17 protein-coding genes and 2 pseudogenes are annotated in these 21430 nt (G+C 67.4%); all 19 read right to left on the bottom strand.

Features of this window, described 5'->3' with window-relative positions; all coding sequences use genetic code 11:
- Window positions 1–389: 389 nt before the first annotated feature.
- The 19 genes and pseudogenes from FBY35_RS29245 to FBY35_RS36270 all read right to left on the bottom strand — a co-directional run bounded on the left by FBY35_RS29245 (window position 390) and on the right by FBY35_RS36270 (window position 21409).
- Window positions 390–770 carry a hypothetical protein gene (locus tag FBY35_RS29245; protein ID WP_142216950.1) on the bottom strand — a complete coding sequence of 127 codons (381 nt, stop codon included), beginning with the start codon at window positions 768–770 and terminating at the stop codon, window positions 390–392.
- Between the two features lie 965 nt (window positions 771–1735).
- Window positions 1736–1879 (bottom strand): annotated as a pseudogene (locus FBY35_RS29250) (Fe-Mn family superoxide dismutase); the annotation flags it as partial.
- Between the two features lie 906 nt (window positions 1880–2785).
- Window positions 2786–4207, bottom strand: a complete 1422-nt coding sequence (locus tag FBY35_RS29255; protein ID WP_142216951.1) for a DUF6177 family protein — start codon at window positions 4205–4207, stop codon at window positions 2786–2788.
- Complete coding sequence (gene eccCb / locus FBY35_RS29260) at window positions 4204–8187, bottom strand: type VII secretion protein EccCb (protein ID WP_142216952.1); 3984 nt, start codon at window positions 8185–8187, stop codon at window positions 4204–4206. Before eccCb ends, FBY35_RS29255 begins: the two co-directional genes overlap by 4 nt.
- On the bottom strand, window positions 8184–8972 hold the full coding sequence (locus FBY35_RS29265) for a type VII secretion protein (RefSeq protein ID WP_313904717.1): 789 nt from the start codon (window positions 8970–8972) through the stop codon (window positions 8184–8186). The genes eccCb and FBY35_RS29265 overlap by 4 nt, the downstream gene beginning before the upstream one ends.
- A 321-nt stretch (window positions 8973–9293) precedes the next feature.
- A complete protein-coding gene (eccD, locus tag FBY35_RS29270; RefSeq protein ID WP_186357095.1) occupies window positions 9294–10649 on the bottom strand; it encodes a type VII secretion integral membrane protein EccD in 1356 nt (451 codons plus the stop codon).
- A gap of 22 nt (window positions 10650–10671) precedes the next feature.
- Window positions 10672–10941 (bottom strand): hypothetical protein, encoded by a 270-nt coding sequence (locus tag FBY35_RS29275; RefSeq protein WP_142216955.1) that lies wholly within the window; start codon window positions 10939–10941, stop codon window positions 10672–10674.
- Between the two features lie 108 nt (window positions 10942–11049).
- Complete coding sequence (locus FBY35_RS29280) at window positions 11050–11682, bottom strand: hypothetical protein (protein ID WP_142216956.1); 633 nt, start codon at window positions 11680–11682, stop codon at window positions 11050–11052.
- A gap of 17 nt (window positions 11683–11699) precedes the next feature.
- A complete protein-coding gene (locus FBY35_RS29285; RefSeq protein WP_186357096.1) occupies window positions 11700–12560 on the bottom strand; it encodes an immunity 49 family protein in 861 nt (286 codons plus the stop codon).
- Between the two features lie 12 nt (window positions 12561–12572).
- Window positions 12573–15062, bottom strand: a complete 2490-nt coding sequence (locus FBY35_RS29290) for a hypothetical protein (protein ID WP_142216958.1) — start codon at window positions 15060–15062, stop codon at window positions 12573–12575.
- Complete coding sequence (locus FBY35_RS29295; protein WP_142216959.1) at window positions 15059–15445, bottom strand: DUF6507 family protein; 387 nt, start codon at window positions 15443–15445, stop codon at window positions 15059–15061. Before FBY35_RS29295 ends, FBY35_RS29290 begins: the two co-directional genes overlap by 4 nt.
- A 129-nt stretch (window positions 15446–15574) precedes the next feature.
- Window positions 15575–15886, bottom strand: coding sequence for a pore-forming ESAT-6 family protein (locus FBY35_RS29300; RefSeq protein WP_142216960.1), 312 nt, complete (start codon window positions 15884–15886; stop codon window positions 15575–15577).
- Between the two features lie 20 nt (window positions 15887–15906).
- The gene (locus tag FBY35_RS29305; protein WP_142216961.1) at window positions 15907–16239 is read right to left on the bottom strand and encodes a hypothetical protein; all 333 of its coding nucleotides are present in this window, start codon (window positions 16237–16239) and stop codon (window positions 15907–15909) included.
- Between the two features lie 1383 nt (window positions 16240–17622).
- Window positions 17623–18381: a hypothetical protein gene (locus FBY35_RS29310; protein ID WP_142216962.1), complete on the bottom strand. Its 759-nt coding sequence runs from the start codon at window positions 18379–18381 to the stop codon at window positions 17623–17625.
- A gap of 69 nt (window positions 18382–18450) precedes the next feature.
- A pseudogene (locus FBY35_RS29315) lies at window positions 18451–18642 on the bottom strand (DUF4314 domain-containing protein); the annotation flags it as partial.
- Window positions 18643–18724: 82 nt separating this feature from the next.
- On the bottom strand, window positions 18725–19783 hold the full coding sequence (locus FBY35_RS29320) for an N-6 DNA methylase (RefSeq protein ID WP_142216964.1): 1059 nt from the start codon (window positions 19781–19783) through the stop codon (window positions 18725–18727).
- Window positions 19784–19867: 84 nt separating this feature from the next.
- On the bottom strand, window positions 19868–20758 hold the full coding sequence (locus tag FBY35_RS29325; RefSeq protein WP_142216965.1) for a hypothetical protein: 891 nt from the start codon (window positions 20756–20758) through the stop codon (window positions 19868–19870).
- Window positions 20759–20796: 38 nt separating this feature from the next.
- On the bottom strand, window positions 20797–21144 hold the full coding sequence (locus FBY35_RS29330) for a hypothetical protein (RefSeq protein WP_142216966.1): 348 nt from the start codon (window positions 21142–21144) through the stop codon (window positions 20797–20799).
- Between the two features lie 100 nt (window positions 21145–21244).
- Window positions 21245–21409 (bottom strand): hypothetical protein, encoded by a 165-nt coding sequence (locus tag FBY35_RS36270; RefSeq protein WP_160159346.1) that lies wholly within the window; start codon window positions 21407–21409, stop codon window positions 21245–21247.
- Window positions 21410–21430 lie beyond the last annotated feature (21 nt).

Raw genomic sequence — 21430 nt, forward strand, 5'->3', positions numbered from 1 at the left:
CCGAAATCGCGGAGCCGACGAACACCGAGAAGGGCTGCCCGAACCGGCGCAGCACGGCCCGTACATGCGGTACGTGCACGCGGACGGCGAGCGTCGGGCCGCGCCGCGCCCGGTGGCTTGAGTGGCTGGAGGACTGGGCGCGCAGCGGGCGGCAAAGGTATACGTACCCGAAGCAGTCGGAGGCGACGGCCGAGTTCCTCGCCCGTCAACCCCCGATCGGCGAGTAGTAAAGGGCTGGTTCGATCGGCCCTTGCGGCTTCGCTCTGTCAGAGATGGCGGAGCGAAGGGCCGCGAAGTGGCTGGTGTGGACCCAGGCCCTCGCGGTGCCAATTAGGTGACGGGGCGATGCGGGTCAGGTTGATCGCTGTGAGTCGCCAACCTGCCGTACTTCATGCAGCACGCTTGGGGTCGCGCCACCTTCGGTAGATGCGCACCACGGCAGTCATCGATACCAGACGGCCCAGGGCAGGCTCGCAGTGGATACCAGCCTCTTCCAGCGCGAGTTGCAGCTCCATGGCTTGGCCCTTGCTCAAGCGAGCCCGCTGCGACTTCATCCACTCAGCAAGCACATCCCGCGGCTCGTCCGGCGGCTCGGCCTCGCCGGTCATACGCGGATCGTTCTTCCAGGACTCAAAGAGGCACAGTCCCTCTGCACGGCGCCAGATCTTCGTCAGCTCACGGCGGGGCAGGAAGACCGAGACCGAGTCCGTGTCCGCGAGGCGTCCGCGGATGTCGTCCACGGCGAGAGGTACGCGAGCGTCAACAGGCATGGCTGTCCTTCGACAAGGATTTTGTGGGCAATTCCGCGCGGCGCTCAATAATTAGAGGGTGCGGCGCAGGGCGGCGTCAACCCGTTCCCACAAGGAAGAGAGGAAGAGTTAATCTTTGCAGGTCAGAGCCTTGCAAGGCGTGGGCGATGTCCGATCTAACTTGGCGAGGGAATATTGATCCTCGCGACGCGAATTTAATTTCGGCGTCTGCCTTGTAATTGGATTTCGGGGTGAGTTATTTCGGGCGGGAGGGGGCCCTGAAGGCCGTGGCGGCTCTGGCGCCGGCTGCCCTACGCGTCCGCCAAGCCGTCACGGGGTCTGAGCTGCCGACCGCCTGCGAAGGGGTCTTGCCTGGCCTGCAACCCCAAGACGACCAGCGACGCCCGCCGAAACACCGAAGAAGACGGCCAAAGCCGACGACACACTGGGTACCACGGGACGAGGTGGGGAACCGCTGTCGACGACGCCCCGCGTCCCCTGCGCGTCCCCTCGATCTTGTATTCAAGACCGACAGCGGCCGCCGGGTAAGCCAGCTACAGCCTTGATCGCTTACATCATCGCAGGTCAGAGAAGTCGGCCACTCTTCGGGCCGCGCAGGCTGCACAAGGACCCAATGAAGTGAGCAGCGGATTCTCTCCGTTGAGCCCTACTTCGCGTACCAACGCAACCGTTGGCTCGTTCAATGCTTGCAGATCTGTGCGGGTCCTTGCGTCCCCTGGATGCCCCCTGGACGCAGCGTTCGCACGGTGGGTGGCCAAGGTCGGTGTGGCGGCACCGCAGTGGCTCAGGGAGCCGATGCAGTCCAGGGGGTCGCCGATGGCGAGGATGCTCCAGCGCGTCGGTGTGGTCGGCGGCGGACAGATGGGCGCCGGCATCGCGGAGGTGTGCGAGCCCTTCGTTGTGCCGCCCGCCGGTGAAGGTTGAGAAGACGATCACGGGCAGGACCTCGCGGGGACGTTACGTCATCACGGCGCGAGCAGAAGGCTGTCGCCGCGCTCCTTGGCGGCGGCGTAGCGCCGCGCGACATCCTGCCAGTTGACGACCTGCCACATGGCCTCGATGAAGTCCACCTTCTGGTTCTTGTACTGGGGGTAGAAGGCGTGCGACCAACCCGTTTGCTTCCAGGGCGTCCAGCAGGGGGCGGTGCGGGACGGGCAACCCGGACGGACCGTTTGTCAGTTCGGGCTGTTTTCAGTTCGGACCGCTTCAAGCCCAGCACCCTCGCCGACTCCCGCTTGTGTACCAGTGCCAAGACGAGCAGCCCCGCGAAAGTGATCTTGCTCTCCAGCACCCGAAGACGACCACACGGGGCACTCGCCAGACACCTCAGACCAGGCACACGAGACGTGGTCGTGGACTGCTACCAATCCCCCGCGTCCCCTCTACGTCCCCTGGATCTCGAATTCAAGCTCGACAGAGGCACAGGAGCCAGCCAACAGCGACCTTGATCGCTCACATCACCGCAGGTCAGAGAAGCCCTTTATCCCCGAGCAACATGAGGAACAGCATCCTCCGAAGACCTGAGCAGCGGATTCTCTCCGTTGAGCCCCACTTCGCGTACCGAAGCTCAAGGAAAGTCGTTTCCGCAGGTCAGGGCACTGCTGTGGTGGGGCGGGTGGGACTCGAACCCACGGCCGACGGATTATGAGTCCTTTGGGGATCTTGGCGGCCCTTGTAGATCTACGCCGATCTACGACGTTTTTGCTGGTCAGGTGAGGCGAACCGTGCCGGTGCTGCTTCGTCCTTGTCGGTTTGTGCCTGTCCTTGTGTCCTGACCGCGTCCCGAATGCGTCCCGGTTGGACAGGACCGAAGGGGACGAGAGCGATCTCGCCAGCTTGAAAAGGGACCCGAACGTCCGCGCAGCGGATTTCCCTTCCGACGCGCAGAGGCTCCGTCCTCCGGATCTTGCGTGTCCTACCAGCCCCACGTGGGCGGCCAGTTGGAGGGAAAGGCCGTCCGGCTCACAACTCAGGCGCCGACCGAGGCGCCCTGTGGGCCGCGACGGTGGAACGGATTACACGGGCTCAGTCGCCGCCTTCAGGTGCTGGGTCAGTACGTCGAGCGTGCTCCACGTCTCCGCGTTCGTCCCGTCGCCCAGGACGTAGTGGAGGGCCGGGTGCGTGGAGGGGCCGAGCTGGACGGGGCGGAGAGGGAGCGGGGGGCGGCGAGCGTGGGTAAGAGTGGTGTCGGCGACCGCGTCCGCGCCGAGCGTGAAGGCGACCGGGACGGGCGGCGATTCGAAGTGTGAGGGGACGGCCAGGTCGCGCCGTGCCGGGCGGACGGTGGTGAGCATTGTGGTGAGGCTGTGCTGGGCGACCAGGGCGGCGGCGAGGGCCTCGACGGCGTCGAGCGGCACGGTCTCGCCCGGTCCGTAGCCCAGCGTGAGAGTGATGTCCTCCTCGACGCCCGCCGTGGTGCGGGTGATCCGCGCGTTTGCGATGGCCGGGCGGTCCGGATGGCCGACGGCGGTGAGCAGTGTCGGCTCGGGGACACGGCTTCGGGCCAGATCGGTCAACTGCCTGGTGGACCATGGCAGGTTGACGGGTTCGGCTGTGCCCCAGCCGACGGGCGGCGCGCCCGTGAGCAGCTGCCAGGCGGTCTCCAGTGAGCGGCCGAGCAGCAGATCGTCATCGGCGTCGTACCGGGTGCGGAACGAGACGGTCAGCTGGCGTTCTTTGGAGGCCGTTACGCGGCTGAACGCCCTGGCCACGTGCGCGGCGCCTGATTGCGTACGTGCAGGGGCGAACGTACCTTCCTGCCATCGGAGTACGGCGCCGGACAGTCCGTCGTAGTAGCCGCAGTCGGTGTCCTGGACGACCCAGCGGTTGGGCGCGCCGCTGAGTGCCATGCGGGTGAGCAGGCTGAGCTGAGCGTGTGGCGGAGTGACTATCTGCAGGGCGCGGTTGGTGTTGGCAGTGGTGCGCAGTACGTCGGAGAGCCAGGCCGTCAGTGGGATGACTCGTCGGTCGGCGAGTACGACAGCGGTGGAATCGGTGACCACGTCGACGGCCGGCAGTGCGTCGCTCGGAGCGGGGACCGCGGCAAGGCCGGAGGTGACGGGGACAACATCGAGCGCAGTCGCTCCGGGAGGCCAGGAGGCGCCGCCGAGCAGGGCGGTCAGCCGGCCCACGACAGATCCCGCCAAGCGTTCGGCTTCGGGTACGGCGGTGGAGGCGCGGGTTTCGGTCCACCACACGGGCGTGTCCACGGCAGCGGCTGCCTCCGTGCCCAGGAGTCGGGCGATCTCGCCCGGGACCTGGACCAGGACGGGCGCCTCGACGGAGACGACGGGTCGCCCGCCATGGCCGCAGAGCTGGATGACTGCACCGTCGGCGGTGGCGGTCACGTCGAGGTCGGGCCCTCCGGCGTACAGGCCAGCCAGTAGGGCCCAGGTGTCGGGCATCCTCGGTGTGAGGGCGATGACGTCCTTGGTCATGGTGCGTCCCGGTGGGCGAGGGCGGTCTGGATGAGCTGGTGGGGGCGGCCGCGGCGTACGAGGGTGCCGCGGCCCGGGGGCTGGGCGCTGGCGTACAGGCCAGGGAACAGCTGGCCCTCGCCGCGCTCGCCGGTCATGACGAGGGCGGCGGTGCCGGTTTCGCGGAGGGTCGTCAGGAACGGTTCGTACAGGGCGCGCGAGGAGCCGGCGACGCGGCGGGCGACGATGAAGTGCAGTCCGATGTCCTGGGCGGAGGAGACGTACGGCAGGAATGGGGCCAGGGGCTGCTGCCCCGCGGTGGTGAGGATGTCGTAGTCGTCGACGAGGATGACAATGCGGGGACCGGTGAACCCGAGCTGGTCGGTGAGGGCATCGTGGTCGACGCTTTCATCGGGCAGCCGTTTATCGAGTTCCTTGGCGATTCCGGCCGCCAGCCCCGCGGAGATCTTTGCGTTGTGCGCGTAGCCGCCCCGGTACGGCTCGGGGACCACGCCGCGCAGCCCGCGTCGCGGGTCGAAGACGGCGAAGACAAGTTCCTCGTCCCGGTAGCGGTCGATGAGCTGCTGGGAGATCAGCTTGAGCAGATTGGTCTTGCCGCACTCGTTGTCGCCGAGGATCAGCAGATGCTGGTCGTGCTCGAACAGATCCAGCAGCACAGGCGCGAGGGTGTCTTGATCGACACCAATGGGCGTCTTCCGCGGTTCCGCGGCGGCCGATGGCAGCTTCGCACAGTCCAGGCGGGTAGGCAGCACCCGTATCGGAGAGGCAAGTTCGCCGTGCCAGGTGGCGCGGATCGTGCGGGCTGCCTCTTCCAAGGCCGGCCCGAGGTCCCCGGTGGACACCTGGGCGTCGATACGGGGAAGGGCTGCCTGGGCGAAGAGCTTGCTGTCGGTGAGCACTCGGCCGGGGGTGTCGGGCGACAGCGTCTCGGAGAGCTTGCGGTCCACGCCGGAGTCGGCCGGATCATTGAGCCGCAGCTCGACCCGTGTGCCGAACATCGACTGGTTGGCGATGCGTACGTCGTTCCAGCGGAGCATGCCGGCCACCACATGAATGCCGTACCCCCCTCCGCGCTTGAGCAGATCAGTGACCGCGTCGTCCAGGTTCGCGAACTCGTCGCGCAGGGAGCCGAGTCCGTCGATGAGCAGCACCACGTCCGTGGAGGGGAGCTGGGGCAGTCGGCCCTGGGAACGCAGATTTCTCAACTGGTCGATGGAGTCGATGGAATGCTCGCGGAAGAGCTGCTCTCGGGCCGCGAGCATGGCGCGCACCTCGGCCACGGTGCGGGCGGCACGCTCGTGGTCCGCGCGCCCCGCGATGCCGCCGACATGGGGCAGCCCGGCGAGCGCGGAGAGGCCGCCGCCCGCCAGGTCGAGGCCGTAGAGCGCCACTTCCTGTGGAGTGTGCGTAAGGGACAGCGACAACGCGATCGTACGCAGCAGGGTGGTCTTTCCGGATTGCGGACCGCCGACGATGGCGGTGTGGCCGCCCGCCACGGTGAGATCGAGCACCCACGGCCCCCGCCACTGCTTGGCAGGGTCGTCGAGGACACCCAGCGGCACTCGCATGGCACCCGGCCGGTGACTGAGGTGAAGCCCGCGCTCCGACGCCTGGACAGGGCCAGCAGCAGCATCGAGGGTCACGGCGTCGGGCAGCGGCGGAAGCCAGATGCGGCGCACGGGATCGGTGGCCGTGCGGAGCTGATCAACGATCACCGACATCACGGTCGGACCGGTCTCTCGCGCGGTGGCGGCGGGCCGATTCTCGTCGGGGACGGGGTCGGGCTCCTGAAGTGTGTTGAAGGTGGGGTAGGGCAGCGCGAGTGGCGCCTGCTCGTCTGCGTCCCGCGCGGTGGGGCCGCGGTAACCGCCCGACACGTAACCAGCTTTAAAGCGCGTATACGTGGACGTGTCGACCTTGAGATAGCCGAAGCCCGGCAGCGGCGGCAACAGGAACGCGTCCGTGGTGTCCAGCACCGTGCGCGACTCGTCGGCGGAGAAGGTACGCAGGCCCAGCCTGTACGAGAGATACGTGTCCAGGCCCTTGAGCTTGCCTCCCTCGATGCGCTGGCTGGAGAGCAGCAGATGCACACCGATCGACCGGCCGATCCGGCCGATCGACAGGAACAGGTCGATGAAGTCCGGCTTCGCGGTGAGCAGTTCACCGAACTCGTCGATCACGACGAACAGATGCGGCAGCGGCTCCAGGTCGGTCCGCTCTGCGCGCAGCGCGGCATAGTGCCCGATGTCCGCCACATTCCCGGCGTCCTTCAGTACCTGCTGACGGCGCTTGACCTCGCCCGCCAGGCTGGTGTGGACCCGCTCGACCAGCCCGGCCTGGTTCTCCAGGTTCGTGATCACGCCGGCGACATGAGGGAGCTGCTCGAACGGGGCGAAGGTGGCGCCGCCCTTGTAGTCGACCAGCACCATCGCCAGATCGTCCGGAGAGTGCGTGGCGACGAGCGCCAGCACCAGGGTGCGCAACAGTTCGCTCTTGCCGGAGCCGGTCGCGCCCACACACAGTCCGTGCGGGCCCATGCCCAGCTGTGAGGACTCCTTCAGGTCCAGCAGTACCGGCCTGTGCCGGTCGTCGACCCCGATCGGTACGCGCAGGAAGTCCCGGTCACCGCGCGGCGCCCACAGCCGGTTGGTATCCAGCGCGGCCGGATCATCGATGCCCAGCAGGGCGGGAAAGTCCACCGGGCCGGACACCGGGGTGCCCTCCGCGACCGACTCGGCGGACAGCCGCAGCGGGGCCATCATGCGGGCGATGCCCTCGGCGCCGGGGATGCTCACGGCGTCGCAAGTGCCCTGAGCGGCAGGGGCGTCAGTCGTGCGCAGGTCCTCGACAGTGATGTGGTCGCCCGTGACGGAGATCCGCACCGAGACCTCATCCGGCTCGTGCACCTGCTCGGCCAGCAAATGGAGGACAGTGATGCCCATGTCCTGCAGCCCTACGGCCGTGTCGGGACGGGGCAGTTCAGCTGCCGTCTCGCCGTACTCGTCGCTGATCACCATGAGCCGGCCGGTCAGCCGCAGGGCCTGCTTGTCGGAGAGCCCGCGCCGCACCTCGGCCGCATAAGACGCACGGCGGCGCAGATCCTGAGCGAGCACACCGGCCAGCTGCGGCAAGCTGGGCGCGATCCGTCGGGCAGCCACCGGCCCCTCGTGGTCTTGTGCGTCCAGTGCGTGGGGAAGCCACTTGGCCCACTGCCAGTCTTCCAGCCGCTCGCCGGGGACGCCGAGAGCGATGGCGACATCGTCCGGCGCATGCAGCACGGCCGTATGGACCAGCAGCGCCCGGGCCACCCGCAGGACCCCCTCACGGTCGCCGACGATGCTCACGTTGCCCGCCCGGTCCAGCGGGACCGTCAGCGGAAAGTCGTTCGCCCAGGAGAATCGAGACCGCAGGGCTCCGGCCTCGTTCAGCATGAAACGGTCCGGTGGGGTCAGCACGCCACCGCTGTTCTGGCCGATCGACAGGTTCTGCACCAGCACGTCGCCGGTACCCAGTCGCACCCGCAGGAAGTCCGCGTCGAGGCGGCGCCGCTCCCAGCACCGCGCGGGGTCGCGCACAATGTCGTACAGCGCCGCCGGCGGAGGATTGAGCAACCGTGCCTGATCGCGCAGTTCCCGTTCCGCAGCCGCCAACTCCTCGCGCAGCTCTTCCAGATACTCCAGATACCGCTCTCGTTGCGTACGACGGGTGCGCTGTGCCTTGCCGCGCTGTGACCAGAACAGGGCCACGGCACCGAGCAGCGCGAAGACCAGGACGATCGCCCCGACCGCGGCGAACTGGCTGTTGCGGATGACGGTCATCATCACGACCGAGCCCATCACACCGGCCATCGGCAACAGCGCGGTCGCTGGGGTACCGATCTTGCCTTCTGGCAGATTCGGCGGAGCCTCGATGATGCGCGCGGCGGCGGGGGTAAGCGGACGAGAGCTGCGGGCGGGTCGGTGGACGAGCTGCTGGGTCACCGGGCACCCGCCGCGCGCTGCAAAACCTCGGCAGCCAGGCTAGTGGTGGCCTGCCGGGTCTGAGCGCAGAGCAGGGGTGTACGAATCGCGCCGCCGGCGGCCAGATGCCGATCGTAGGGCAGCGTCACCACCTCCACCCCCGTCTCGCGCAGCTGCTTGACGGCCGCCGTCGTGTCCAGTGCCGCGTGCGGGGTGGCCACGGTCAGTGCCACGACGGTGCTTGAAAGAACGGAGACGGGCAGTGAGGTGAGCCAGTCGAGCACCGCGCGCGTGGAGGCCACGCCCTCCGCAGTCGCCGGGGTGACGAGCACCCGGGCGTGCGCAGTGTCGAGCGCGGTGCGGGCCACCTCGCCCGGCAGCGTCTCGCAGTCCACCACCGTCACGCCGAAGTAGCGGCGCAGCGCCACCATCACCGTCCGGTACGTCGCGATGTCCACGCGTGCGCCGATCCGCCCCTGGCTGCCGGGCAGCAGCCAGCCCCCGTCCTCCAGCGGGACGAGATAGCCGGTGATGTCGGTCAGCTGCATCGAGGGCCGCGCGATCTGAGCCAGGTCCGCCAGTGACCAGCGAACGGATTCCGCGCCCAGGCGCATCGGAAGAGTGCCGAGCGCGGCATCCGCCTCCAACGTGAGCACCGGATCATGCCGGTAGTGATTGAAGGTACGGCTCAGCAGCGCCGCCACCGTTGTCTTGCCCGCCCCGCCACGGATGCTGGTCACGATGATCTGACGACCGGTGGTGACCGGCTGCTGCACCTGCTGGGCGATGTGGGTCCGCTCGGCCACCGCGCGGGCGGCCGAGGAAGAGAACGTGTGGAGCAGCGCGCGCAGGGAGCGCCGTGCGAACGGATCACCGTGCTGAGGCCGACCCGAAGCGCCGAATGCCCCGGATCCGAGGACGGGTACGGACTCCGGCGTGGGAGCGGGCCCGCGAGTGGCGCTTTCGTAGGGCTGCGGGCGATGCGCGGGCTGTTCCGCGGGAGGCTCTTGCGCAGATTGCGGGAGCTGCGGTTCCGCTGCGGGTGCGGCAGGAACAGGTGGTGTGCTCAGGGCCCCCAGCTCGTTCAACACGCCTGACTGCCAGTCGTTCTGGGACATGCCGCACCCCTACGCGAATGTGCCGAGCAGCCGCCCGTACACGCCGAACACCCCGATGAGCAGAGGGAACAAGGCGATCACGCCGACCGATTCGGCGGTGTCCCCCATCCGCCGCAGCCGCACCCGCACATGCTCAGGAGGCTGCACGGCCAACACCGCCAGCGGAATCACCGCCAGGGCAACGAGCGTGGCCAACGATCCGTACGCTCCAGACCGCTGCGACCACACCATGATCAGCCGGACGGCCACGGCGGCTCCCGCCAGCAAAAGCACCACGACCTCGACGACCAGCGGAAACGCCCGCGCCCGCAGCCACAGCACCGCCGCGACGACCACCGCCAGCAGCACCGTCCACACATTCGGAGCCCGGAGCGCCATCACCCCTGCGGCGGCGCCAGAGACGGCCAGTACGACCGTGGCCAGCGCCAAGCCGCGATGCGTCGCACCGAGCGCCGTCGCCACCCGATAGCGGCTCACCGACGCCCCGCCCGAGCGGCGGTCGTCCAGAGCGGTCAGACCGGCTGCCGCCAGCGCGAGCCGCGGCAGCAGCCCCAGCACCACCACGGACGCCACAGCCATCACGTCACCTGTACGAGCCTGCTCCTGTGCCGACCCCGCGCCGCCCTGCGCCGCTGCGACAAGTTCCCAGCCTACGGTCACCACCGCGACGGCCGCAGCGCCGATCAACCCACCGCGCCCCAGCGGAGAGAACCAGCCCAGCAGGACCAGATCCAGCGTCAGTGCGGCGGCCACTACCGCGAGCCGCAGGGCACCGCTCCAGGCATGCGCGTCCGCCAGTGTCCACGCTCCCATCACACCCAGAGCACCTGCTGTGACGATCAGTGTGGTCGCGAGGCCACGCTGACCGAAGCGGCCGACCAGCCCACCGATGACGGCGGTTACCGTGGCCACGACCAGCAGCGCGACGGCGACCGTGGACCAGGCGAACTCGCTCCGTGCGAGCATTCCGGCAGCCAGTGCCCAGGCGGCCATGGCCGCCCCGGCCGTTACCCGCCGCGCGGCCGGGCGCCAGCGCCAGGCCCGTACATCCAGGTCCCGTGCGACCTCATCGGTGACGTCATGGACCACGGGCGCGGATGGCACGTCCTGGACCCGTACGAGCCGCAGCACCGCACCGTCCTGCACGGCGGACGCGTCCAGCGTGCTGTCATGAGGGAGAACCGATCCGTCGGCCATGACCAGATGCCGCAGCATGGGCTGCGCCGCCACCCGGTCGTCCAGCAGCCGGATAACATCCGGAAGTAGCCGCCCGATGGGTTCATGGGAGGGCAGGACGAGATCTATTCTTCGGCGCTCGCCGACCAAGGTGACCCGGCTCAATCCCGTACGTCTGGTTGCCCCCATGCTCACCACGTGCTCGAACTTATCATCGGGCCGAGGGCGTTGCGGCGGGCGTGGATTGCTGCACCGAAGGTCCCAGAGGCGACTTCCCGATCAGCCGATGCGAGATGAAAGACCAGCCCACACAACCGGCGCACAGCACCGCGGCGATGACCAGTCCCGCGAGCACCTTGCCCACGCGCTCGTCAGCCGAGCGCCGCGCGCGCTGTGCGCCGAACAGTAGGGCGTCACGCATGCGTCGGCGCCGCACCGACACCGACTCCAGCAACTGACTGTCGTAATCCTGCGCTGCCATGACCCCTTGTTACCAATCTGGCTTTCTGTCCGTGTGCCCGGCTGTCGAAGCCACTCATCAGCCACGTATCAGCAGCTTGCCAGGCAAGTCCCCTGGCTCGATCTCCCGTCAGAGCAGATCCGTGAGGTTGGGACCGCGCCCGTCGACGACGTCAGGGCCATGGATTCCGTACCCCACTGCGCGACCGAAATAGGTTGCCTCGCCAGGCTCCGCAGCCACTCCCAGCATTGCATCGAGCGCCTGAAGGGCCGCGGCGAGGCGTGGAGCATTATGCTTCCAGACGTCCGCGTGCGGCTGACCACGAAAGTCGAACTCGCCCCAGATGTCGTGGTGTACAGCGAGTTCCGCCGAAAGACCGATGGGGACGGGAGAGACAGAAAGATCCACCAGGCGAGGCTCGGAATGAGGCTTTCCCTCCGCGTCGATCCAGGTTCCTGAACCCACGACGTGGACGTCGTCGACTTCGGCATTCGGGAAGCCGGAAGGACGGCTGCGGAGAACCCGTTCAGGCAGACGCGCGTCGCCCAGCGGAACAGTCAGTGCCAGGCCGGTCGAAACGCCAATACCGCCCCAGTCGAGGACGTACCAATCGTATTCGAGCCTGTGCGGCGGCATCAGAAGGCCGTACTCGCCGAGAACTTCTGCCATCCGTGCCGCCATGACAAGCGCGGATTCCAGGCCGGGTGGGGCTACCTCTTCAAGGTCCCAGAACCATGAACCGCATTCGCGCGGAGCGCGCATCAGCGGGCGGCTATACGTCACGTTTCGAACTCGCCCAGCCAGGCCCTGTTGAGCAATTCACTGGGCAGGTATTCGGACTCGACCTCGATCGGGAAGCCTGCGTCGTAGGCGAGGCAGGTGATGGCCAGTGGGCCAAGGGCGACGAGCCCTTGGACGCTTCGTGTCCGTTTCTCATCGGCGGTCCAGTAGGCCTTGTGAGCCTCGAGAGCTTCCACGAGTGCCGCGTTGAAGCCTTCGTGGTCCTTGCGAAGGAAGCGGTGGAACAGGTTGATCGGCTGGTAAAGAATCTTCTCCAGAAGATCCCGGTCGGCGATACGGGCGATGTTCGGGTAGGACGCTTCGATCGCCGCGACGAGCTTGTCGAGCAGTCCTGGCCGTTCCAGCCAGTACGCCTGGAGAGCGTCCACCCAGTGATAGATGTACTCGTCGTACTCCTGACCGGAGGCGCGCAGCAGCTCAAGCGGCACCTCGCACAACTGGTTCATGCGGTTCTGGTCACGGCAGACGATGGCAAGCCAGAACGTGGTGAGCCAGTTTCCTGCGTTGGCGTAGGACTGTGGTCCTGTGGCTGGGATGGTCCGCAGTTCGTGGTTGATGCGGTACTGCACGGTTCCCTCGGTCGCGCTCGCCGTTGCGAACAGCGCGGACCCCACCTGCATCGCCGAGACCACGGCTTCCCAGGTGTCGATACCGGACCCGTCCGGATTGACCGCAAGGCGGGCCTGCATATACGTGAGTGCCTCGCTCAGCGCGATGTCGAACATGCGCGGAGACTGCTCCAGCGTGCCGAACGTGTCGGCGACGTCCTCGCCCAGCTCCTGCGCGTAGCCCTCGTCGTCGGGCCCAGGGCTGCCATGTCGGGGCACCCTCACCATCACCACGTACTCCTGTCAGCCGATGTCGAATTTACGCATGGTGTATCCAGCGTACTGGCCGGTGTTGGCGTTTCCCTTAACGAGGATGTAGTCCAGCTTGCCCTGTGCGAGGGCTTTCTTGAGCTCCCGCGCCAGTCGGCGTTCACTCGGGTTGTAGCGTCCCCGTTCGCGCATCTCGCGAAGAATGTCGTTGAAGTACTCCTTGGTTCCCTGCATGACGCGTTTTCCGTCCGCAAGATTGCGCGCACCTAGGTCCGTATTGACGCTGCTCTTCGCTTCGACCACCACATAGCTTCCGTCCTCGCGCCGCCATACCTGGTCGAACTGGTCGTTGCCGTTCGCGGGCCCGTCAAGCGTCTCCCGTGTGGAATTCGGGTAGTGCTCGGGAATCACATGGTGCTCGGCTATGGCCTCGCCGTACGCCTCACTCGCCTCCGACATGTGCCTGTGCAGCGGTTTGTGTGCAGCATCCGCTGCATCCGCTGCTGCTTGGCTCAGTGGCGTGTCCGTCTCTCCGAGCGCCTTCCTGGCGTCCTTGAGGGTGTCTTCGGCCAGCTGGTCCGCGGCTATCGCGGAGTGACGCGTGCGCGCCGCACCGTCGAGTGTGTGGAGGGCCTCGGCGGTCGCTGTTCCCCGGCCCGTCTTGAGGGGACCTCCGATGTACTTCTCCGGAAGCGGTGGCGGTGCATCGGAAGCCGAGATCCATTTGCCAGCGGGATCTTTCACCAGCTGGGGTGGAACGAGTCCGCTTTCGTCGGCCACCTTAGTGCTGAGCCGGTTGCCGTTGGACTTGTAGTACTTCTCGAAATACCCCGGCTCGTTGTTGGCCCGGTCGACTTGCCGACGCATGACTTCACTGGGGTCGGCGGAGGTGCCACCCTGGCCAGCCGTCCCGCGGTTGTCGCCACTCGTCCCACCACCATGTTGATCCGGGTGAGCGCCGCCATGCGTCACATCACCGGCGCCGCCGCCAGCGACATGACCAGCATTGGGCGCCCCGTTGTGGGGCGTGTCGCCGACCCGCGATCCGTCACCGTGACCGGACGAGCCGGATTCGCCATGGGCCGGCGAGGGGTCGCGCCCGCCGGGGAAGTTGTCGCCAACGTGAGCCCCGACCGCGACGGGTTCCCTTGGGCCCACCCTGACGGGATCGTGATGGGGTGTCGCGGGGGTGTGGTCGGCCCCGCGTTCGGCGGCGCTTACTTCCCTGGGGATGTCGTCAATGTTCTGGACGACTTTGCCGTTCTGGTCGAGCAGTGCTCCGGTCTTGCTGTTGAGGTAGACCGTCTTGCCCTCGGGGTTGACAAGCTTGACCGTGTTGTCGGGTAGCACGACCGCGTTCTGGGGCAGGCTGAACTTCCCGGCTGCCAGGTCGGTGTAAACGCCGGCGTTGACGTTCTTGAGGTTCGCGAACAGGTCGCCGACCTTGACTGTGGCGAACTTGCCGGCCTTGCCGACATACGTGATGGGGTCGATCAGTCGTCCTGCCTTGCCGACGACCGAGACAGCCTTGGCGACCGCCCCACCCTTCGCGGCGGCGCCCGTGCCGCCGGTGAAGACGGTGGTGACGACGTTGAAAGTCACCGCACCTGCAGCACGGGCGGGGTTCTTGCCCCATTCGTCCCAGGCGACGAGAGCTTTGCCGGTCTCCTTCAGCGCGGTACGGGAATCACGAACCCAGCTCGGCAGTTTGTCGTCGGGCAGGGCCCAGAAGGCGATGTTGACGCCGGGCGTGATGGTTATGGCCAGGCCGGTGGCCACCTTGGCCAGGCCGGTCCACGCCTGCCCGGCGGCGTCCCAGCCGTCCACTCCGACCAGAGTCCCCAGGCCGCGGATGGTGCCCCAGACGCCGTCAACGATGATGCCGTCCCAGACGAAGGACTTCGCCCAGTGGCCGATCTCCCACCAGCGGTGGGATTCCTCCACCTTTGAGCCCCAGGGAACACCCTCGGCGTGGTCGAGGTCGTCACCTTTGAAGCCGTACATGTTCTTGCCGTGGGAGCCGTCGTCAACCACGTAATGCGTGCCGCAGAACAGAGCGGTGATCTTGTTCGCGCAAGTGCGTTCGGCTTCCCAGAACGCGGCGACGGTGGAATTGACGTCGTGCAGCAGGTCGTTGTTCTTGTCGACCTTGTCTTCGTCGTCCTTCCAGTGCTCGTCGCCCCTGATGTCCCCGACGAAAGTGGTGGCCTCTTCCTTCAGCCGCTTGAGCTTGGCCGCGAGCGGCCGCACCTCCGTGGCGTACGCGTCCAGTGCTGAGGAGACAGTCTCCAGCTGGTCGGCGAAGAAGTCCGAGTCCGCTTTGACCGGAGCGGTGGTCGCGAACAGTTTCTCCGCCTCGGGGGCGGCATAGAAGGCGGACAGGCCTTGGAACTCGGAGTGCACCAAGGCACCGGAGGTTCGGAACATCACCGCATCCGCGGTGAGCACCAGCGTGTCCGTCTCCAGTTGTTCCAGATCCCCGGTGAACTGCGGTATCTCGGAGGGGTTGATGGCGTCGCTCACTTCGCCCCCTTGCCGTCGCCGACACCCGGCAGATCAATCTTGGGTTCCTTGAGCGCCTCGCGCTGCGCGTCGGCAGCCATGTCCAGGTCACCCTGCACATAGGCGTTGGTCGCCTTGGCCGCACCAGTTAGCGAATTGGAGGTACGCGCGGCGATGTACGCCAGTCGGCGCTGATGGGCCTCGATGAACTGGCCCAGGGCTCCCGCCACCAGGCCCATCGTGCCGTCCTTCTCATGACCGCCCTGGGTGACGGTGCCTGCTGACTTCGCTGCGCTGGTCATGGTGGTCTCCAGCGTCTTGCCTGCGTTCGACAGCCCCTCGGCCGCCTTGCCTGCCTTGGTGAGGACGCCCTGCACCCCGGAGGGCGAGATATCCCATCCCACGACGAAAACCCCCTGATCAAACACCCCGTATACGCACCCCTGCCCACTGGGCGCGCACTTTTGTCAGTCGACACCGTGCGCAGGTGCCGTCAGCCGATGCCGTCATCCGAGGCACCGGCAAGACCGTCGTCAGCCGATGTTGTCGACCGCCGCCTTGGCTTTCGCCAGAGTCGCCTGAGCGGTGCCGTCGTTCTGCTCCAGCGTCGAGCGGACGAGGCGGATGATGTCCCGCACCTCGTTGGCGGCTCGGTGCCAGCGGAGTTCCTTGCCGTGGTACTCGTCTGACACCCCGTCGGCAGTGAAGTCGGCCATCGCCGCCTTCACTGCGCGGTCACGGTCACTGAGCACTTGCTCCAACTGGCCGATGATCCCCTGGATGCCACCCTGCACCTCGACTGAGGCACCGGTGTCGTAGGACCGGCGGTCCTGGTTCTGTCCCATCGTGGATTCCCCCTGCCGCTTCAGCGCGCGCCGAAACGGGCGGCATCGAAGTTCGCTGACCCCATGTTCTGGTGGGCGTTGCTCTCTTGCTCCTGGTCACCGGTTCCGAACGCGCCGTCCATGCCCGTCTGACCGCCGAGAATCGCCTGCAGAGACCCGTTTAGGGCACCTGTAATCTCGTCCGCACGAGACTTGAACGAATCGAATGCGGCCTTGCCCGCTCCGTTGAACTTGCCCTCCAGCGGATCGGCCGCCGCGATCAGCAGTCTGATCAGCGTGCCCAGATCGCCGCTGGATCCCGTTGTGCTGTTGCCGAGGTCGGACAGGGCCGTACTGCCCATGTCGAACTTCATGCACTTACCCCCGAAGTGTCATGTGAGCGTGGCTCGTTGAGATCTGCGCCCGTACCACTGGCACCTTCCGGCACAGAGTTCATGTCTATCGAAGAGCGGCTGCAATCACAACGCAGTTGTGAGCCACACCGCGTGATGCTGCCCACTCGCAGCGGTCGAGGTCCGCCTCGACTTTGATGGCCCGTCAGCAGACCGACAGGCCTCACAAGTCCACCGCAGCAGCCGATCTCGCGCACCGCCAGTCCCCCACCTTCGGATCAGCGATTGAAGCCGTCGACTGCCAGTGCTCGGCGGCGCGAGCGACTCAGCTGAGCCAGCCTGCGTGCGCCTCATGCGCCGCCGAACAGCCGGTCGCGTTGCGCCTCCCGTGTCGTCCCGTCGCTTTCACCGCATAGCAGTTCGAATACAGGGATCATCAGCTCGGGGCATTCCGACCACCCGCCCTTGGCGATGTCGTGGCTGTGGTCAACCTCCAGGATCGGCCACCCGGAGTCCTTCACGTCGCTTGGCGCGCCCTCACATCCCCGGGACGTCATAGGCGCCGCCCCAGGGCGTCAGCAACGCGTCCCGCGCCTTGGCGCGGCGTCGTGTTCGGTCGCAGCGGCTCGGCGTACAGCCGCGCGAGGCTACCGGGCGACATCTAAGAGGTCCGGCAGTCCCGCAGAAGTACACACGCAACAGGGCCGACCGTTGCAACGCACTCGACCACAAACCACCGAGGTCGCATACACGGCCCCAAGGTCACTGAACCTTGCCCAGACCGGATCGCTTCCCCGCCCGGGACGTCGCATCGGCGCCCTACTCGACAGCCCCGAGGGCACGACTTGCGCCGCATGCCCCGTTTGCCGGAAATCGGCGTCCCGAATTCCGTCCCGCCGACCACGAAACCATGATCAATTAGGCTCGCTCGGACCTCTCGAGCACCCGACGAAACGACAAAGTCGCTGGTCAGAAGGTCTCTCCACGCGTAGCGCGCAGTGGGGCGGGTGGGACTCGAACCCACGGCCGACGGATTATGAGTCCATTGGGGATCTTGGCAGTCCTTGCCGATCAACGTCGATACACGACGTTTTCACAGGTCAGCGGCGGTGAGCCTTGTCAGCCCTTCCCCGCCTTTGTCAGTCTGTTCCAATCCTTGTGTCCCCAACGCGTCCTCAATGAGGCCCTTCGGGGCCAGGTCAAGGGCGGTGGAAAGGATTACCCCAGCTCGACAACGGGTTTCGAACCCGCGCGCAGCGGATTCCCTTTCCAACGCGCAGAGGCTCCGCCCCTGAGCATCGGGGTGGAGCCTCACGGCCGTTATTGCAGGCCAGACGTGGCCCCATCAGCCTATTCGACTCAGCATGCTTGTTCCAGGATGAGCTGAAGGCGCCCCTGGGTCGGTCATACGGGGTCAGGCGGTGCTGGCCGTCGGCGGCGCTTGGGAGTGGGCTTGCGGGGGCGCCCGTTCGCCGTGGGGCTGGTCTCGTCGGCGGAGGTTGGCTCCGGAGCTGGCTCGGGCGGGGCGTCGGCCTCGCGGTTCGGGGTCTTACCCTTCGGGTCCGGGTTCCTGGTTGGGCGAGGTTGCGGCTGAGCGCCTTCCTCGTCCTCCGGGGTGGGCTCGCGCTCTATTTCCCGGTCGGCGTCGACGCCCTTGGTGTCCTCGGGCTCGGTGTCCTCGTCGGTGTCGGCCGGGGCCGACGGGGCGTCGTGCTCCGCGGTGACGGCCGCGAGGGCGTTGTGGAAGAGGTCTATCCACGGCCTGTGGCCGACGTACCGGGGCTTGTACTCGAAGGCGGGGAGGAGGTCGTCTTCGAGGGTCCGCAGGATGATGACGGCAGGGTCCTCCTCTTCCTCGGTGACGAGGGTGGTCGCCTTGTTGTAGCGGTGCCCTTGTGCGAGGCGCGCAGCGATCTGCGCCTCGTGGGTGGCTCGTTCGGCGGGGGTGGCGTCGTCCGGAAGCGAGGGCGCGGCGTTGCCGGTGATCCAGAGCTGGACGGTGGCTCCACCGAAGATGGGACGGAAGCTGATGGCCCGTCCGTCGCTGTGGATGAGGTGGGCTGCGCCGTCGGCGGGCGCTTCCGGGTCCAGAGCCCAATCTCCCCCGAGCTTTTGGGTAAGGGTGGCCGCCGTTTCTCGGACTGCGGCGTCGGTGATGAGCATGCGTGTGTCTCCAAGAGGTCTGCTGGTGGAACGTCGGGCCCGCCCTTGTGCGGGGCGGGCCCGACGGGGCTATGCGGGGCGTACCTCGTCGCCGTCGTCCAGGAGCATCGAGAGGGTGGAGCCGCTGTCCCAGGTGACGTTGAGCTGGGCGAGGTTGGGGTCGTACCGCGTGACGGTGCCTTCGTCGCCTTCGGTGAGGTCGGTGTGCGGGTCGGTGGTGTGGACGAGCGCGATGCGGTCGCCTCGCTTGTAGGTCATCGGAACCCTCTCGTTAGTTCTATTCTATATGCGTTCAAGCCAAGGTCAAGATCACCTACAGAAGACTTGGGGGTATCCGCCCTGCTCAAGCGGCCACCTCGCGGACAAGGGCCTCGACCTTCTGCATCGCGGCGAGGAAGACGGCCTGCGAGTGCAACTCATCGCGCCGCTCGAAGGATTCGCGTGCCTGCTGGGCGGCCTTCTCGGTCAGGTTGCCTTCGCGCAGGGTGTCGCCGCAGGCGATCAGGACGTGCGGGCCGAGGTCCCAGATGATCGCGTTGACGGCGGCCCCGGCCGCCGCCAGGTCGTCAATGTCGGCCAGCGACCATCCGAAGTCGTGCGGGTCGATGTCCTTTTCCCGCATGACCTGCACAGCCGCGCGGTACATGCCACCGGTCCCGCCGGCAGGCTCATCGAACTTCATCCCGGGCTGGAGCGGCATGTCATCGAGGAGCATTCGGGCCATCAGTTCAGCGACTTCCGGGGGCGTGTGGATCTCCGCGAGGGCATCGTGGGCCCCCTGGGAGCGCATCACGGCCAGCAGCGCGCCCATCACGTCCGTGGTGGAGCGAGCGTCTGGGTCATCGCTACTGGTCAGGTGCAGCAACCCTCGAGTGAGAGCGGCCTCGACCACGGCCCTGACGGCGCGAGCGCGAGTCGGACCCGGCTTCTCGTCGTCAACCCACTTGTGCAGTGGCGTGGCTCGGTCGATGAGGTCAGGACGCATGATCCACCAGCGCGCCCAGCATTCACGGAAGGCTGTGAGGAGCTGGTCGTCATCGAGACTGAGCCACCAGTCGGCGGCGAGATAGGCTTCCGGGCCGCGCAGAGGCCACAGGGCGAGCGTGGCCACCACACCGATGGGGACTTCGATGCCTGCCCCGCCCTGGGCGTGATGCCAGGCGTAGCTGACGGCTTCGGCGATGTCGAAGGCGGTCTCGTGCGGGTTGCCCAACGAGGGGCGGTAGTGGGCCAGTTTTGGTTTGACCGTGGCCAGCTTGGGGCGGGGCTGGGCCGACATTGTGACGGGGGCTGGCGCCGGCGGGAGGTCGGCGAGGTATCTGCGGGGCGTTGCCGCGGGGGCGGGCGGAGCTGGGGGTTCGTTGGGAGTGTCGGCGTCGGCGAACAGGTCGAGCTGGCTCATGCTGTTCCTCCTGGATCGGTGAGTGTCGGGCGGCGCGTCGTTGCGTGGCGGCCCGCGCGGGTGCGGGCCGCCACGCAACGGGGGTCAGCGCGCTGCGCGATGCATGCGGCGGAGCGTCGCGGCGGCTTCCTCGGTGTGCCCAGCGGCCGACAGGGCGGTGTGTCGCAGCAGCTCGGTCATGTCCTCGGTGGTGACCTGGGCGAGGATGTCGGTGAGGCTCAGGTGCCGCTGATGGTGCGCGCGGTACGGGTATCCGGTGGCCAGCGTGAGCACGATGCCCGGTACGAACTGGTCGGTCTGCTCGTCGATGAGGCCGAGTCGGCGGCCGATGCGGTGGATCGCGTCGGGGTCGCCGAGGAGGACGGTCGGCGGGACGGCCCGGTGAGCACGCTTCGCGGCCGATATCTCCCGCTGTACGTACGCCTCCCAGTTCAGTCGGGCGTCAGCCTCCCTGCCGTCTGCCAGGAGTGCGCTGGATGAGAGGGTGGCCGCGAAGCGGGGCGTCTGGACGGCCGTGTCCATGTACTCGGCGGGCGTGAGTCCTGCTCGGAGGACCGCGGGGTTGTGGGATTGGGCGTGGAAGTGCTCAACGGTGGCGAGCAGTGCGCTTCGGGCGGCAGCGGGGTGGACGCCCAGTCGGCTGACCAGGCTTGCGCAAAGGATCTCCGACGCGATGGTGAGCATGTCTTTCTCCAAGGGGTCTAGTGGGTGCGGTAGTTGGGCGTCTGCTGCGGCCAGGCGCGCCGGGCTGGCGACGAGTTCTTCCGCCCAGACGCGCAGGGCGATGTCGCCGGCGGTGTCCGCGTCGGGGGCGGTGATGATGTAGGCGTGCTGTTGGGCTTCCTGGAGCTCAGCGCACCGCTTGTCGTGGGCGGTGTCGTCGCCGGGCGGGAGTTCGACTGCCACGACTTCGATCTCGGCGGGGCTGGGCTCCCGGTAGATGACCCACCACGGCTGCTGGGGTGGACTGGTCACAGGTCTCTCCTTCGGGTGTGGCGGCTTTGGCGGGCGGGTCAGCCCTGGGCCTTCGGCGAGGGGTGGTGGATGAGGAGTTCGGCGATCTCCCGGGCGATGTGCTCCATGAGGGTGCGGATCTTCTTCCTGTCGCCGCCCAGGTAAAGGGCCAGGTCGAGGACCTGGGGGGCGGCGGTGTAGTCGAGGAGCTGCCGGTACTGCTGCTGGCTGAGCGTCCCGAGATCGTCGGGTCGCAGCGCCCAGGACGCGGTTGCGGCGTTGTCCACGAGACGCGCGGCGGCGCGAAGGGTCGCGTCGTCGGGCGCGCGGGTGAGGATGACGAGGGACATGGCGCCGAGGTGGTGCTCCGGCGTACTGGTGACCGGCGTCGAGGGGCGGGCAGACATGGGGCCTCCGGTTCGGGGTGGGGGCGAACCACCTCCGAATGCTTCTTTTCTATAGGCATTCGGGGCAGGGTGCGCCCGTGGTCGGGACGGGAAGGGGTGGCTAGTTCTGGGGAAAGTCCACGACCGGGGCGGTCGCGTCGTCGGAGACGTCGTCCGGCACGGCGACTGTCAGCGCGTCAGCGACGCACGTCGTAGCCGCATCCTTGGCGTCGGTGGCGAGGTCGAGGATGTCGCCGACTCCGCGCCCCCGTTCGCCCAGGGGCACGTGGACCGTCGGGCTGGACGA

Source organism: Streptomyces sp. SLBN-118 (assembly GCF_006715635.1).
Classification (GTDB): Bacteria; Actinomycetota; Actinomycetes; order Streptomycetales; family Streptomycetaceae; genus Streptomyces.

Coding starts and splice junctions, on each gene's coding strand:
- FBY35_RS29255 (WP_142216951.1), bottom strand. CDS start 4,207: ATGACCAAGGACGTCATCGCCCTCACACCGAGGATGCCCGACACCTGG.
- FBY35_RS29280 (WP_142216956.1), bottom strand. CDS start 11,682: ATGCGCGCTCCGCGCGAATGCGGTTCATGGTTCTGGGACCTTGAAGAG.
- FBY35_RS29310 (WP_142216962.1), bottom strand. CDS start 18,381: ATGCTCATCACCGACGCCGCAGTCCGAGAAACGGCGGCCACCCTTACC.
- FBY35_RS29275 (WP_142216955.1), bottom strand. CDS start 10,941: ATGGCAGCGCAGGATTACGACAGTCAGTTGCTGGAGTCGGTGTCGGTG.
- FBY35_RS29330 (WP_142216966.1), bottom strand. CDS start 21,144: ATGTCTGCCCGCCCCTCGACGCCGGTCACCAGTACGCCGGAGCACCAC.
- FBY35_RS29320 (WP_142216964.1), bottom strand. CDS start 19,783: ATGAGCCAGCTCGACCTGTTCGCCGACGCCGACACTCCCAACGAACCC.
- FBY35_RS29245 (WP_142216950.1), bottom strand. CDS start 770: ATGCCTGTTGACGCTCGCGTACCTCTCGCCGTGGACGACATCCGCGGA.
- eccD (WP_186357095.1), bottom strand. CDS start 10,649: ATGGGGGCAACCAGACGTACGGGATTGAGCCGGGTCACCTTGGTCGGC.
- FBY35_RS29300 (WP_142216960.1), bottom strand. CDS start 15,886: ATGGGACAGAACCAGGACCGCCGGTCCTACGACACCGGTGCCTCAGTC.
- FBY35_RS29305 (WP_142216961.1), bottom strand. CDS start 16,239: ATGAAGTTCGACATGGGCAGTACGGCCCTGTCCGACCTCGGCAACAGC.